Genomic DNA, 12,754 nt, shown 5'->3' with positions numbered 1-12,754 from the left:
TTATTAAGGGAGGATTGAAGAATGCTTCAAGTGGGGATTATTATGGGCAGTGATTCTGACCTGGCGATTATGAAAGAGGCCGGGGATATTCTGGAACAGTTTGGAGTGGATTTTGAATATACAATTTGTTCCGCCCACCGCCTTCCGGCAGAGACTGCCAATTATGCCTCGGGAGCTGCAGACCGGGGAATCAAAATCATTATTGCCGGAGCCGGAGGAGCAGCCCATCTGCCGGGTGTAATAGCTGCCTATACAGTATTGCCGGTAATTGGGGTGCCTATCAAAACCAGTACCCTGTCTGGGGTGGACTCACTCTATTCCATAGTACAGATGCCCAAGGGTATTCCTGTAGCTACCGTTGCCATCAATGGAGCAGCCAATGCTGCTCTATTAGCGGTTGAAGTATTGGCCATAAACGATGAAGGACTGCGGCAAAAGCTGATTGAGTACCGTGATAAGATGGCAGGTGAGGTCAGGGCTAAAGACCAAAGGCTTAAAGAAATCGGTCCCAGCAGTTATTTGCAAAAATGATTTTAAGCAGCTTTTAAGAAATACGTTTTACAATACCATGATTATGGGAGGATAACCGATGATACCTCGTTATACATTACCGGAAATGGGCGCTATATGGTCAGAAGAGAGCAAGCTGAATAACTGGTTGAAAATTGAGATTGCCGTCTGCGAGGCCTGGGCGAGTCTGGGGAAAATACCCGCTGCAGCAGTGCAGGAAATAAAGGCCAAAGCCAGGTTTGATGTAGAGCGAATTCAGGAAATTGAGGCCGAGGTGCATCACGATGTTATTGCTTTCCTGACTAATGTGGGTGAATACGTAGGCGAATCCTCAAAATATATTCACCTGGCATGACATCATCGGACATACTCGATACGGGTCTGGCCATGCAAATGCGGGATGCTGCCGATATTATTCTGCAGAAATTACAACGCTTGCGCCAGGTGGTGGGAGAAAAGGCCATTAAATACAAATATACCTTGAATATAGGACGTACCCACGGGGTGCATGGGGAGCCCAGCACCTTCGGGTTAAAAATGGCCCTGTGGTACAGTGAATTACAGCGCGATATTACCCGTCTTGAACAGGCCCGCGCAGTCATCGCCTGCGGAGCCATTTCCGGGGCAGTGGGCAATTTTGCTCATCTTGACCCCCGGGTTGAAGAATATGTATGTGAAAGCCTGGGTCTAACACCGTGTCCGGTATCAACCCAGATTATCCAGCGCGACCGCCATGCGCAATTCATGTCCACTCTGGCAGTTATTGCCAGTTCCCTGGAGAAAATGGCTACTGAAATCCGCAACCTGCAAAGGACAGAAATCCTCGAAGCCGAAGAACCCTTCCGCCAGGGTCAAAAAGGCTCCTCGGCCATGCCCCACAAACGTAATCCCATGATGAGTGAACGGGTAGCGGGTCTGTCCCGGGTGGTAAGAGGCAATGCCCTTGCAGCTATGGAAAATGTAGCCCTGTGGCATGAGCGCGACCTCACGCATTCATCGGTGGAGAGAGTGATAATTCCTGACAGCTGCATACTGCTTGATTATATGCTGGAGAAATTCACAGGAATCGTATCCGGATTACTCATATATGAGGATAGAATGATAGAGAATATAAATAAAACCGGAGGACTGGTATTTTCTCAGGAATTGATGCTGGTGCTGGTAGGAAAAGGCCTGCTGCGCGAAGAAGCCTACCGCCTGGTGCAGCGCAATGCCATGAAGAGCTGGGCCGAGGGCGCAAATTTCCGGCAGTTGGTGGAACAGGATCAGGAAATTATGCAGCACCTGAGTCGGGAAGACCTGGACGAGGCCTTTGATACCGGTATCTATACCGCCAATGTTGACTACATCTTCAAACGCTGCGGCTTGGAGTAGGGTAAATTCACCACAGACCAATGTATACTCTGTGTCAATCTGCGGTTAATTAAAAAAAGGAGTGAGAGTATGGAACGGGGCGAGATGTTGTATGAAGGTAAAGCCAAACAGATCTATGCCACTAAAGACCCGGGATTGGTAATCATGACCTATAAGGATGAGGCCACGGCATTTGATGGCGCCAAAAAAGGCATTATTAAAAACAAAGGCATCGTAAACAACCGTGTTTCCTGTCTTTTATTCAAATTGCTGGAGAGCAGGGGGATTGCTACTCATCTGGTAGAACAGATAGATGATCGCAATGTACTGGTCAGAAAAATGAGAATGGTGCCGGTGGAAGTTGTGGTGCGCAATGTTATGGCCGGCAGCCTGGCCAAACGCTTGGGGCGTGAAGAAGGAGAACCATTTTCATCCCCTATCGTAGAACTTTACTATAAAAATGATGATCTGCACGATCCTATGATTAATGAATATCATGCCCAGGAAATGGGCTGGGCTACCAGAGATGAGCTAGAGCAGATGATTGCCAAGGGACTGCAGGTCAACGAAGTCCTTAAGGAATTGTTCGATAGTATTGGGATAATACTGGTGGATTTTAAAATAGAATTCGGCGTGGCTGGAAATGAGGTTCTGTTAGGTGATGAGATTTCACCTGACAGCTGCCGCCTGTGGGACAAGGTCAGTATGGAAAAACTGGATAAGGACCGTTTCCGCCGCGACCTGGGCAAAGAAGAGGAAGCCTACCAGGAAGTCGTGCGCCGCATCGAAGGAGCACTGGGATAATAATTGACGCAGAATCCGCAAAAAAATATGAATTTCGCTGACTTTGATATTAGGTTTTGATTTTTAACTTTTTTAAAACGATATATCTGCGAAGGTCATAAAAATTCAGTGTCTATTTTAAGGAGGTTGGGATATTGAAGGCCATTGTTTATGTTACATTGAAGCCTGGAGTGCTTGATCCCCAGGGAGAAGCAGTGAAAAAATCCCTGCACGTGCTGGGTTATAATAATGTCGATGAAGTTCGCATGGGCAAGTTTATCGAATTAAACCTGCAGGCGGATGATATGGACAAGGCTAAACAGGAATTGGCCGAAATGAGTGATAAACTCCTGGCCAACCCTGTTATTGAGAACTTCCGGGTGGAAATTGTGGAGGGTATATAGCATGAAGTTTGGAGTAGTTGTATTTCCCGGTTCCAACTGTGATGCTGACTGCCACCACGTAATGCAGAATGTAATGGGAATTGACACTGAATATATATGGCACCGGCAGAGCAAAATCAACGGGTTTGACGCCTTGATACTGCCGGGAGGATTTTCTTATGGCGATTACCTGCGCACCGGCGCTATCGCCCGGTTTTCACCCATCATGCCTGCCGTAATTGAGTTTGCCCGTTCGGGGGGCCTGGTGATCGGAATATGCAATGGGTTTCAGATACTCTTGGAAGCAGGTTTGCTGCCCGGGGCTATGCTCAGAAACAAGAGCCTTAAATTCATTTGCAAACCGGTCCACCTTAAAGTTAGGCAGAGCGGTACCCCTTTTACCAATAAACTGCAGAAGGATCAGGTTATACAGATACCCATAGCCCATGGAGAAGGCAACTACTTTTGCGATTCCGCCACCCTGGAAGAAATGCAAAAAGAAGAACGGATTCTCTTCACTTATTGCGGTTCTCAGGGGGAAGATGGCGAAGAATACAATCCCAACGGTTCCCTGGCGGATATTGCTGGGATTATCAATAAAGAAGGCAATGTGCTGGGGATGATGCCCCATCCGGAAAGATGTTCCGAACCTTTGCTGGGCAGTGCCGATGGATATAACATATTTGCTTCCATGATTGACTGGCTTAAGGAGGCGGGAAGATAGTGAAAGAACTGACATATCGGGAAATGGGTCTGAATGACCAGGAATATGAACAGGTGCAGAAGATAATGGGGCGATTACCTAATTATCTGGAACTGGGCATGTTCTCGGTTATGTGGTCGGAACATTGCGGATACAAGAATTCCCGGCCTCTGTTAAAATATTTTCCCACTGAAGGACCGCAGGTTATACAGGGCCCGGGGGAAAATGCCGGTGTGGTAGACATCGGCGACGGCCAGGCTCTGGTATTTAAGATAGAAAGCCATAATCATCCTTCGGCGATAGAGCTTACCAGGGTGCGGCCACCGGGGTGGGAGGCATTGTACGCGATATTTTTACCATGGGCGCACGCCCTATCGCCAGCCTGAATTCGCTGCGGTTTGGCGAGCTTGATGATGAAAGGGTCCGCGAGCTTTTCGCCGGGGTAGTAGCGGGCATAGCTGGTTACGGCAACTGCCTGGGCATACCTACCGTTGGCGGCGAGGTTTATTTCCATCCCTGTTACCGGGGCAATCCCCTGGTAAACGCTATGTGTGTAGGCCTGGTAAAACAGGATGAAATTGCTCTGGCAGTAGCCAGCGATATAGACAGCCCCATTATGATCGTGGGAGCCAAAACTGGCCGGGACGGAATTCATGGGGCTACTTTCGCTTCTGAGGAATTGTCCGAGGCTTCGGCGGATAAGCGGCCTTCCGTACAGGTGGGCGACCCGTTTATGGAAAAGCTCTTGATTGAAGCCTGCCTGGAACTGATTGCCGAAGATTTAGTAGCGGGAATGCAGGACCTGGGGGCTGCGGGGCTTACCAGTTCCATGGCTGAATGTGCTGCTAAAAAAGGACGCGGGGTGGAAGTGGATGTGCTGAAGGTGCCGCGGCGCGAATTGGGCATGACTCCCTACGAAGTGATGCTATCCGAATCCCAGGAGAGGATGCTGATTGTGCCGCGTTCAGGATGCGAACGGCGCATTGAGGAGATTTTCGATAAATGGGGATTGGATGCCACAGTGATTGGCAGGGTCACCGGAGATGGCATGTTCAGGGTATATGAAGGCGAGAACCTGGTCGGTGAAGTGCCGGTAGCCGCTTTGACTGACGATTGTCCCGTGTATCGCCGCCAGGGTGAGGAACCGCCTTATTATAAAGAATTGAAATCCATGGACCTGACCAATCTGCCCCAGCTTGATCCGCTGGAAAGCTTGAAGCGTTTGTTGGGTTCACCGGTGATTGCCAGTAAGAAATGGGTTTATACCCAGTATGATCACCAGGTAATGATTAACACCGTAACCGTACCCGGCCGGGAGATGCAGCCGTTTTAAGGGTAAAGGGCACGCAAAAAGGCATTGCCCTGACCACAGACTGCAACAGCCGGTTTGTATATCTTGATCCCTATGTGGGCGGCATGCTGGCGGTATGTGAGGCCGCGCGCAACCTGGCCTGCGTGGGAGCTAAACCGCTGGCCCTGACCAATTGCTTAAATTTTGGCAATCCTGAAAAACCGCATATCTACTGGCAGATGGAAAACGCTATAAGAGGCATGGCAGAGGCTGCCAGGGTTCTGGATACCCCGGTCGTAAGCGGTAATGTAAGTCTGTATAACGAGACGGCCGCCGGGGCAATTTATCCTACCCCGGTGGTGGGAATGGCAGGATTGCTGGAGAACATTGAGCAGGGTTATGAAACAGCCTTTAAAAAAGAGGGTGATTTAGTCCTGCTGCTGGGAAAAATGAGCGATGATCTGGGGGCTTCCGAATACCTGTTTACGTGCCATGGTTTGGAGGGTGGGACGGTGCCCCTTCCAGACTTGATTGAAGAAAAAAACCTGATAGCTTTACTGCAATCTTTGCATAAAGAAAGGCTGCTTTCATCATGCCATGACATATCCGAAGGCGGGATGGCGGTTTGCCTGGCCGAATCCGCTATACAAGGCCGGATTGGTTTTGAGATAAATTTTGCCTCTGCGGCTCAGCGTTTCGAGGGACTACTATTCTCTGAGGCTCCCGGCCGTGTAGTTGTGAGCGTACGGCCGCAAAGTCTGCCTGAAGTCTGGAAGCTGGCGCAGGCTTTTAATATAGAAGTGCATGAACTGGGACAGGTTGGAGGACGCGATATGGTTATCCGCAAAGACGGGGATAAGCAGTTGCAGTTATCTGTTGAAGAGGCGGCGGCCATATGGGAGGGGACTATTGATTGTGTTATGAAATAGATGACAAATTCCATGACGAATGCGGAGTCTTCGGAATCTACATGCAACAACCTGAGAATGATACTGAGGCGGCCCGCACAGTTTTCTACGGTTTATATGCCTTGCAACATCGTGGACAGGAAAGTGCTGGAATAGCCGTATCCAATGGAGAAAAGATTCAGCTGCACAAAGGCATGGGATTGGTGACTCAGGTGGTCCGCAGTGAACATATTGACAATCTCAAAGGCAGTATAGCCATCGGTCATGTGCGCTATTCCACCACCGGAGACAGCTCCCTGGTTAATGCTCAGCCCCTGGTGTTTCATTACCTGAATGGTATGGTAGCCCTGGTTCATAACGGCGACTTGATGAACGCCGCTCGGCTGCGCAAACGTCTGGCCACCTATGGATCGGTTTTTCAAACCACTACTGATACCGAGGTTATAGCCAACCTCCTGGCCAGGTATTCCCAGGACAGCATGGAAGATGCCCTGGCCAAATGCATGATAGATATCAAAGGCGCCTATGCTTTACTGATTATGAACGAAGACTGCCTGGTGGGAGTACGCGATCCCCTGGGAATGAGGCCTTTGTGCCTGGGAAGTTTGAACGGCAGCTACGTTCTGGCTTCCGAGTCTTCAGCCCTGGATACGGTAGGAGCAAGGTTCATACGAGATATAGAACCAGGCGAAATTATAGTAATCGATAAAAACGGCCTGCGTTCCCTGCAAGTTAAAAAAACTACCCGAACAGCGCACTGCATTTTTGAATATATTTATTTTGCCCGTCCCGACAGTACCATTGACGGCATAAACGTTTACCAGGCTCGCCGGGAGATGGGACGCCAACTAGCTCGGGAGTCCCATATTGATGCGGATATGGTAATAGCCATACCTGATTCGGGAACTGTGCCGCCCTGGGATACGCGGAGGAATCGGGCCTGCCCTTTGAGGAAGGCTTGATGAAAAACCGTTACGTGGGGCGTACTTTTATTCAACCCACCCAGCAGATGCGGGAACTTGGGGTGCGCCTAAAATTAAATCCCATTGAACGGGTGGTGCGGGACAAACGCATCATTATGGTTGACGATTCGATTGTCAGAGGAACTACCAGTAAACAGATTGTAGAAATGATGCGTGCGGCCGGAGCCAAAGAAGTACATTTGGTAGTAGCTTCACCCCCGACTGCACATTCATGTTATTACGGTATAGACACATCGCGGCGGGAAGAATTGATCGCCAGCACCAAGAGCATCGAGGATATTCGGAGTTTTATCGGAGCGGACAGCCTGCATTATCTCAGTATGGAAGGCATGATTAAGGCCATGAAGGATGACACTGCCTTTTTCTGTTCCGCATGTTTTTGCGGCGAATACCCGATAGGTTTGGAAGCTCGGGAGGAGTAGAGGATGGAACAGTCGATAAGCTACAAAGATACCGGGGTTAATATTGATAAAGCCAATAAATCGGTGGATATGATTAAAAAATGGGTACAAAGAACCCACCGGCCTGAAGTCCTGGCGGGAATAGGTTCTTTCGGCGGGTTTTTTGCCCTGGATACCAGCAAATACACGCAGCCTGTTCTGATATCCGGCACCGATGGAGTAGGCACGAAACTTAAAATCGCACAGATGATGGGTGTTCATGACACGGTGGGGATAGACTTGGTCGCCATGTGTGTGAACGATATTCTGGTCCATGGGGCTGAACCGCTGTTTTTTCTGGATTATATTGCTTTAGGAAAACTGGAACCAGAGATGGTGGAAGCTCTGGTAAAAGGGGTAAGCATTGGATGTGAACAAGCGGGCTGCAGCTTAATCGGTGGCGAAACCGCTGAAATGCCTGGTTTTTATGCAGAAGATGAGTATGACCTGGCCGGATTTGCGGTGGGGGCTGTGGAACGTGACAAATTGTTAGACGGGCAGGCGGTAAAAGAAGGCGATCTTATTATAGGGCTGCCTTCTTCAGGTATACATTCTAACGGCTACTCCCTGGTCAGAAAAGTCCTGCTTGACAAAGCCGGTTTGAAGATGGAGCAAAACATTGGTGAACTTGGCAAGAGCTTAGGTGAAGAACTGCTGACCCCGACCAGGATTTATGTTAAAACTATTTTATCTTTGCTGCCCGAGGTAGAAATCCGGGCTATGGCTCATATTACCGGCGGAGGACTGCCGGAAAATCTTCCCCGGGTCTTGCCGGCCGGATTGGGGGCGCAGATTGATTCCGGAAGCTGGGAAGCACCTCCGGTTTTTCAACTGATTCAGCGTTTAGGACATATTGCAAAGGATGAAATGTATCGTACCTTCAATATGGGAATTGGGTATGCCATCATTACTTCACCAAGTCAAAGCGATGACGTATTAAAATGCTTGCATGATAAAGGAGAAAAGCCTATTATTATAGGCAAGGTCCGGTCAGGGATTAAAGGAGCAGTCATATCATGATCAGAATTATGGAACCCGGGCCGCTGCAGCTGGGAGTTCTGGCATCAGGGCGCGGCAGCAATTTTGATGCCATTTGCGATGCCATAGATAAAGGCCAGCTGCAGGCAGAAATTAAAATATTGATAAGCGATAAAAATGGTGCTCCTGTTTTGCAGAAGGCCGCCAACCGCGGTATTAAAACTCTATTTGTCAATCCTCAGGATTTTACGGGACGAGAAGATTATGAAAGACTTCTGGTGGAAAAACTGCATGAAGCCAGGGTAAATATCATAGCCCTGGCCGGATATATGCGCCTGGTAGGACCGATATTTTTACAGGCCTATGCCAACCGAATACTTAATATTCACCCGGCTTTACTGCCTTCTTTCACCGGCCTGCATGCCCAGCGTCAGGCTGTGGAATATGGAGTAAAATTCAGCGGCTGCACAGTACACATAGTTGACCAGGGGATGGACAGCGGACCGATTGTTATGCAGGCGGTGGTGCCGGTTTATGATGACGATGACGAAGAAAGCCTGAGCGAGAGAATATTGGAACAGGAACATAATATCTACTGGCGGGCCTTGCAGCTATTTGCCCAGGGTCGTGTCTATCTTAGTCAACGGCGGGTAATTATTAAGCAAATCGCCACAGAGACAATTACAAAATCATCTGTGGTTTAATATTAATCTCTTGAGGAGGTTGGGTCGTGAAGAGAGCGCTTATAAGTGTTTCCAATAAGGATGGTTTGCTGGATTTCGCGCGTGGTTTGGAAAGATTGGGTTATGAGATTATTTCCACGGGCGGGACCTATAAGACCTTGACTGAAGCAGGCATAAAGGTGATGAAAGTTGCGGATATCACAGGCTTTCCTGAAATCCTGGACGGGCGGGTGAAGACCCTGCATCCGGGAATTCACGGCGGAATTCTGGCCCGGCGAATACCGGAACACCTGGCCCAACTGCGCTATCACGATATAAACCCGATAGACATTGTAGCCGTAAATCTGTATCCTTTTCGGGAAACCATCAGCAAACCAGGGGTCAGCTTGGAAGAAGCCATTGAAAATATTGATATCGGCGGACCATCCATGGTCAGATCAGCGGCTAAGAATTTCCGTGATGTGATTGTGGTGGTTAAGCCTGATTTTTATGGGGAAGTTTTAGAATCGTTGGAAAAGGGTGAAGTCAGCCAGGAGATGCGTTTTAAACTGGCTGTTGAGGCCTTTACTCATACCGCTGCCTATGATGCCATGATCAGCACCTATCTAGCCGGTCTTACCGAAAGCCAGTTTAATGATAATTACATTCTAGCCGGGGAAAAGGTTTATGAATTGCGTTATGGTGAAAACCCGCACCAGGCAGCCTGCTTCTACAGAAACCTAACGGGTATGCGCGGACTGGCTGATGCCCGGCTGCTAAACGGTAAAGAACTCTCTTACAACAATATTATTGATACGGAAGCCGCCTGGGAGTTGGTACAGGAATTCTCCCGTCCCGCCTGCGTAATTATAAAACATACCAATCCCTGCGGGGCAGCCGTAGATGATAAGCTGGAAGAAGCATTCAGCAAAGCTTTTGCGGCCGATTCATTATCAGCCTATGGAGGGATCATAGCCTTTAACCGCACAGTCGATCTGGCCACTGCTCAAAAAGCTGCCGAGCCTTTTATGGAAGTAATTATAGCTCCAGCTTATGAACCCAGGGCCCTGGAGTGTTTTACCGCTAAGAAAAACCTGCGGGTTTTACAAATGGACCCAAAATCATCAGGCGGGAAAATACAGCTGCGTACTGTCAGCGGCGGATTCGTGGTACAGGAAAAAGACTACAGTCAGGTCGACTTTAAAAAGCTTGAGGTAGTAACCGCAACCGGTTTGGATAAAAACCTTCTGCCAGATCTTGAATTTGCCTGGAAAATTGTCAAGCATGTCAAATCCAATGCTATTGTGGTAGCTCGTGATGGGGTTACCCTGGGGGTAGGCGCCGGACAGATGAACCGGGTGGGATCTGCCCGCATCGCTTTGGAGCAAGGCGGCGAGAAATGCCAGGGTGCAGTCTTGGCGTCAGATGCTTTCTTCCCCTTTGGTGACACCGTAGACCTGGCGGCATCATTTGGCATAAAAGCCATTATTCAGCCAGGAGGATCAATACGAGACGAACAGAGCATTGAAGCCTGCAACAGACACGGCATCGCTATGGTATTCACCGGCGAACGCCATTTCAAACATTGATCAGGGGAACGATTGAACACAGATTTATTCTGATTTTATGTTATATCTTGATACCACTATTTTAGTTTATGATTGCGGTCAACGATTACAAATAGTAAATGAATATAGAGTATTTTTTTCTGTTTGTCACATATGCGATTCGATACATGGCTTAAATAATCTGTGGTAAGCTGTGTTCATCTGTGGCTATTAAAACAACATGGAGGTTGTTATGGGAAAGAAGCTGCTGGTAATTGGTCAGGGGGGCAGGGAGCATGCCCTGGTATGGAAGCTGGCCCAGAGCCCTGAAGTGGAGAAAATTTATGCCGCACCAGGAAATCCGGGCATAGCCCAACTGGCTGAATGCGTTAATATAGAAGTGCATGAATTGGATAAACTGCGGAAATTCGCTGCGGATCAGGCTATCGATCTGACTGTGGTCGGACCAGAGGCGCCCTTAATGGATGGCATTGTAGACCGTTTTAAAAAAGCCGGTCTGAAAATATTCGGCCCCTGTGCCGCTGCTGCCCAGTTGGAAGGCAGCAAGGTCTTTGCCAAACAATTATTAGCCAAGTATAAAATCCCTACCGCTGCTTTTGAGGTATGTGAGGATATCGAAAAGGCTTATAAAGCGGCCCGAACATATACTGATCAGGGTCTGCCGGTAGTAGTGAAAGCTGATGGTCTGGCAGCGGGTAAAGGAGTTGTAGTAGCTTCCGGTTGGGAAGAAGCCCGGCAGGCCATTGATGACATGATGAGGGACAGAACTTTCGGAGAAGCCGGAGCCAGGATTGTTGTTGAGGAATGTTTGCAGGGTGAGGAACTCAGCGTATTTGCCCTTTGCGATGGAAAGCACTATATAATCCTCATGTCGGCTCAAGATCACAAACGGGTATTTGATAATGACGAAGGACCCAATACCGGCGGTATGGGCGCCTATGTCAACCCGCCCTTATTTACTCCAGAATTGCGTACTAGAATTGAAACTGAAATTATCCGTCCGATAGTAGATGCTATGGCAGCGGAAGGAAATCCCTATCAGGGGGTTCTTTATGCCGGACTTATGATAACCACAGAGGGGCCCAAGGTGCTCGAATTCAATGCCCGCTTCGGCGATCCTGAAACCCAGGTGCTGATGCCCATGATCGGAGGCGACCTCCTGCCCATACTTGAGTGTGCTGCCGAGGGATGTTTACAGGATTCAAAACTGGAAATATTAGATGGCGGATGTGTCGGTGTGGTCCTGGCTTCCGGCGGTTATCCGGGCTCATATGCTAAAGGCAAAGTTATTACAGGTCTGGATAAGGTTGATAAAGGCACAGTAATATTCCACGCCGGGACATCATTAAAGCAGGGAGAGCTTCTTACTAATGGAGGGCGCGTACTGGCTGTGGTATGCCGGGGAGCTGACACCAGAGAAGCCGTTGAAAATGTTTATCATCAAGTGGCGAAGATTAATTTTGAAGGGATGCACTACCGCCGCGACATAGGCCGCCGGGCCCTGTAGCAAATTAACCACAGACTAACACTGATTTACACAGATTTTATCTACATATAATTTCTGGCTGCCATGTAAAATCTGAGTTCATAATAAATCAGCGCTATCAGCGTCTGACGGGAGGTTTTGATGAATATATTACGGTCTGGGCTAATCAGAGTCTTGCTATTGGCAGTATGCATCGGTATGCTGGCCTGGATGCCTACCCGGGAGTTTTTGAAAATAACCTTTATGATAGGAATTCCTTTTGTTTTCGCACTTGGCTTTATGGTACGCCGCAAACCCTATTCTCTGGCATGGATAGTATCTCTATTTGTGATGCTGGCGGCAGCTGGCCTTTACGTTTACCTCTTGACTGATTTGCCGGAAAGGATAGAGACCCGCAGGATTATAACCCAGGGCGGTACACTGGTGCCGAAGGCAAATATGACCAGGCTATTAATGAATACAAGAAACTTGCGCCATTGGGACGCACCGCCAAAATGAATGAGAAAATTGCTGTGGCTGAGAAGGAAAAGAAGGCGGATCAGCAGCTTAAAGAGGCTAAAGCCTTGCTGCGGCAGGGAAAACAAAACCAGGCTATGGACGTGCTAAAGAAGATAGACCGCAGCACCCGCGCCGGCATAGAAGCAGGCAAATTGCAGGAGAAAATTGATAAATCTTAACGCTGGTTAAGCAGTTATTATTGAGATTC

General features: G+C 48.7%; 13 protein-coding genes and 2 pseudogenes. All 15 read left to right on the top strand.

Going from position 1 to position 12,754, the window contains the following annotated elements:
* Positions 1–21: 21 nt before the first annotated feature.
* The 15 genes and pseudogenes from purE (at position 22) to JCM14374_RS00865 (ending at position 12,725) form a co-directional block, all read left to right on the top strand.
* A complete protein-coding gene (gene purE / locus JCM14374_RS00925; protein WP_054692190.1) occupies positions 22–531 on the top strand; it encodes a 5-(carboxyamino)imidazole ribonucleotide mutase in 510 nt (169 codons plus the stop codon).
* Positions 532–589: 58 nt separating this feature from the next.
* Positions 590–1,884: pseudogene (gene purB / locus JCM14374_RS00920) on the top strand (adenylosuccinate lyase).
* A gap of 69 nt (positions 1,885–1,953) precedes the next feature.
* Positions 1,954–2,667, top strand: coding sequence for a phosphoribosylaminoimidazolesuccinocarboxamide synthase (purC, locus tag JCM14374_RS00915; protein ID WP_054692186.1), 714 nt, complete (start codon positions 1,954–1,956; stop codon positions 2,665–2,667).
* A gap of 134 nt (positions 2,668–2,801) precedes the next feature.
* Complete coding sequence (gene purS, locus JCM14374_RS00910; protein ID WP_242848750.1) at positions 2,802–3,050, top strand: phosphoribosylformylglycinamidine synthase subunit PurS; 249 nt, start codon at positions 2,802–2,804, stop codon at positions 3,048–3,050.
* A gap of 1 nt (position 3,051) precedes the next feature.
* A complete protein-coding gene (gene purQ / locus JCM14374_RS00905; protein WP_054692180.1) occupies positions 3,052–3,753 on the top strand; it encodes a phosphoribosylformylglycinamidine synthase subunit PurQ in 702 nt (233 codons plus the stop codon).
* Positions 3,753–4,118: a phosphoribosylformylglycinamidine synthase-related protein gene (locus JCM14374_RS15500; protein WP_369397253.1), complete on the top strand. Its 366-nt coding sequence runs from the start codon at positions 3,753–3,755 to the stop codon at positions 4,116–4,118. Before purQ ends, JCM14374_RS15500 begins: the two co-directional genes overlap by 1 nt.
* A complete protein-coding gene (locus JCM14374_RS15495) occupies positions 4,061–5,065 on the top strand; it encodes an AIR synthase-related protein (protein WP_369397252.1) in 1,005 nt (334 codons plus the stop codon). Before JCM14374_RS15500 ends, JCM14374_RS15495 begins: the two co-directional genes overlap by 58 nt.
* Positions 5,066–5,088: 23 nt before the next feature.
* Positions 5,089–5,952, top strand: coding sequence for an AIR synthase related protein (locus tag JCM14374_RS15490; protein ID WP_369397262.1), 864 nt, complete (start codon positions 5,089–5,091; stop codon positions 5,950–5,952).
* 41 nt (positions 5,953–5,993) lie between these two features.
* Positions 5,994–7,336: pseudogene (gene purF, locus JCM14374_RS00895) on the top strand (amidophosphoribosyltransferase).
* Positions 7,337–7,339: 3 nt separating this feature from the next.
* Positions 7,340–8,374, top strand: a complete 1,035-nt coding sequence (gene purM, locus JCM14374_RS00890; RefSeq protein ID WP_054692178.1) for a phosphoribosylformylglycinamidine cyclo-ligase — start codon at positions 7,340–7,342, stop codon at positions 8,372–8,374.
* The gene (gene purN / locus JCM14374_RS00885) at positions 8,371–9,036 is read left to right on the top strand and encodes a phosphoribosylglycinamide formyltransferase (RefSeq protein WP_242848749.1); all 666 of its coding nucleotides are present in this window, start codon (positions 8,371–8,373) and stop codon (positions 9,034–9,036) included. Before purM ends, purN begins: the two co-directional genes overlap by 4 nt.
* 26 nt (positions 9,037–9,062) lie before the next feature.
* Entirely contained in the window at positions 9,063–10,583 is a 1,521-nt protein-coding gene (purH, locus tag JCM14374_RS00880) for a bifunctional phosphoribosylaminoimidazolecarboxamide formyltransferase/IMP cyclohydrolase (protein WP_054692175.1), read from the top strand.
* 211 nt (positions 10,584–10,794) lie between these two features.
* Positions 10,795–12,069 carry a phosphoribosylamine--glycine ligase gene (gene purD / locus JCM14374_RS00875; protein ID WP_054692172.1) on the top strand — a complete coding sequence of 425 codons (1,275 nt, stop codon included), beginning with the start codon at positions 10,795–10,797 and terminating at the stop codon, positions 12,067–12,069.
* A gap of 120 nt (positions 12,070–12,189) precedes the next feature.
* A complete protein-coding gene (locus tag JCM14374_RS00870; RefSeq protein WP_054692169.1) occupies positions 12,190–12,546 on the top strand; it encodes a hypothetical protein in 357 nt (118 codons plus the stop codon).
* Positions 12,543–12,725, top strand: a complete 183-nt coding sequence (locus JCM14374_RS00865) for a hypothetical protein (protein ID WP_054692166.1) — start codon at positions 12,543–12,545, stop codon at positions 12,723–12,725. The genes JCM14374_RS00870 and JCM14374_RS00865 overlap by 4 nt, the downstream gene beginning before the upstream one ends.
* Positions 12,726–12,754: the final 29 nt, after the last annotated feature.

Source organism: Syntrophomonas palmitatica JCM 14374 (genome assembly GCF_001311885.1).
Classification (GTDB): domain Bacteria; phylum Bacillota; class Syntrophomonadia; order Syntrophomonadales; family Syntrophomonadaceae; genus Syntrophomonas_A; species Syntrophomonas_A palmitatica.
This window is presented reverse-complemented; position numbering and strand designations above follow the sequence as displayed.

Coding starts and splice junctions, on each gene's coding strand:
- purC (WP_054692186.1), top strand. CDS start 1,954: ATGGAACGGGGCGAGATGTTGTATGAAGGTAAAGCCAAACAGATCTAT.
- purN (WP_242848749.1), top strand. CDS start 8,371: ATGATCAGAATTATGGAACCCGGGCCGCTGCAGCTGGGAGTTCTGGCA.
- purQ (WP_054692180.1), top strand. CDS start 3,052: ATGAAGTTTGGAGTAGTTGTATTTCCCGGTTCCAACTGTGATGCTGAC.
- purM (WP_054692178.1), top strand. CDS start 7,340: ATGGAACAGTCGATAAGCTACAAAGATACCGGGGTTAATATTGATAAA.
- JCM14374_RS00870 (WP_054692169.1), top strand. CDS start 12,190: ATGAATATATTACGGTCTGGGCTAATCAGAGTCTTGCTATTGGCAGTA.
- JCM14374_RS00865 (WP_054692166.1), top strand. CDS start 12,543: ATGAATGAGAAAATTGCTGTGGCTGAGAAGGAAAAGAAGGCGGATCAG.
- purE (WP_054692190.1), top strand. CDS start 22: ATGCTTCAAGTGGGGATTATTATGGGCAGTGATTCTGACCTGGCGATT.
- purD (WP_054692172.1), top strand. CDS start 10,795: ATGGGAAAGAAGCTGCTGGTAATTGGTCAGGGGGGCAGGGAGCATGCC.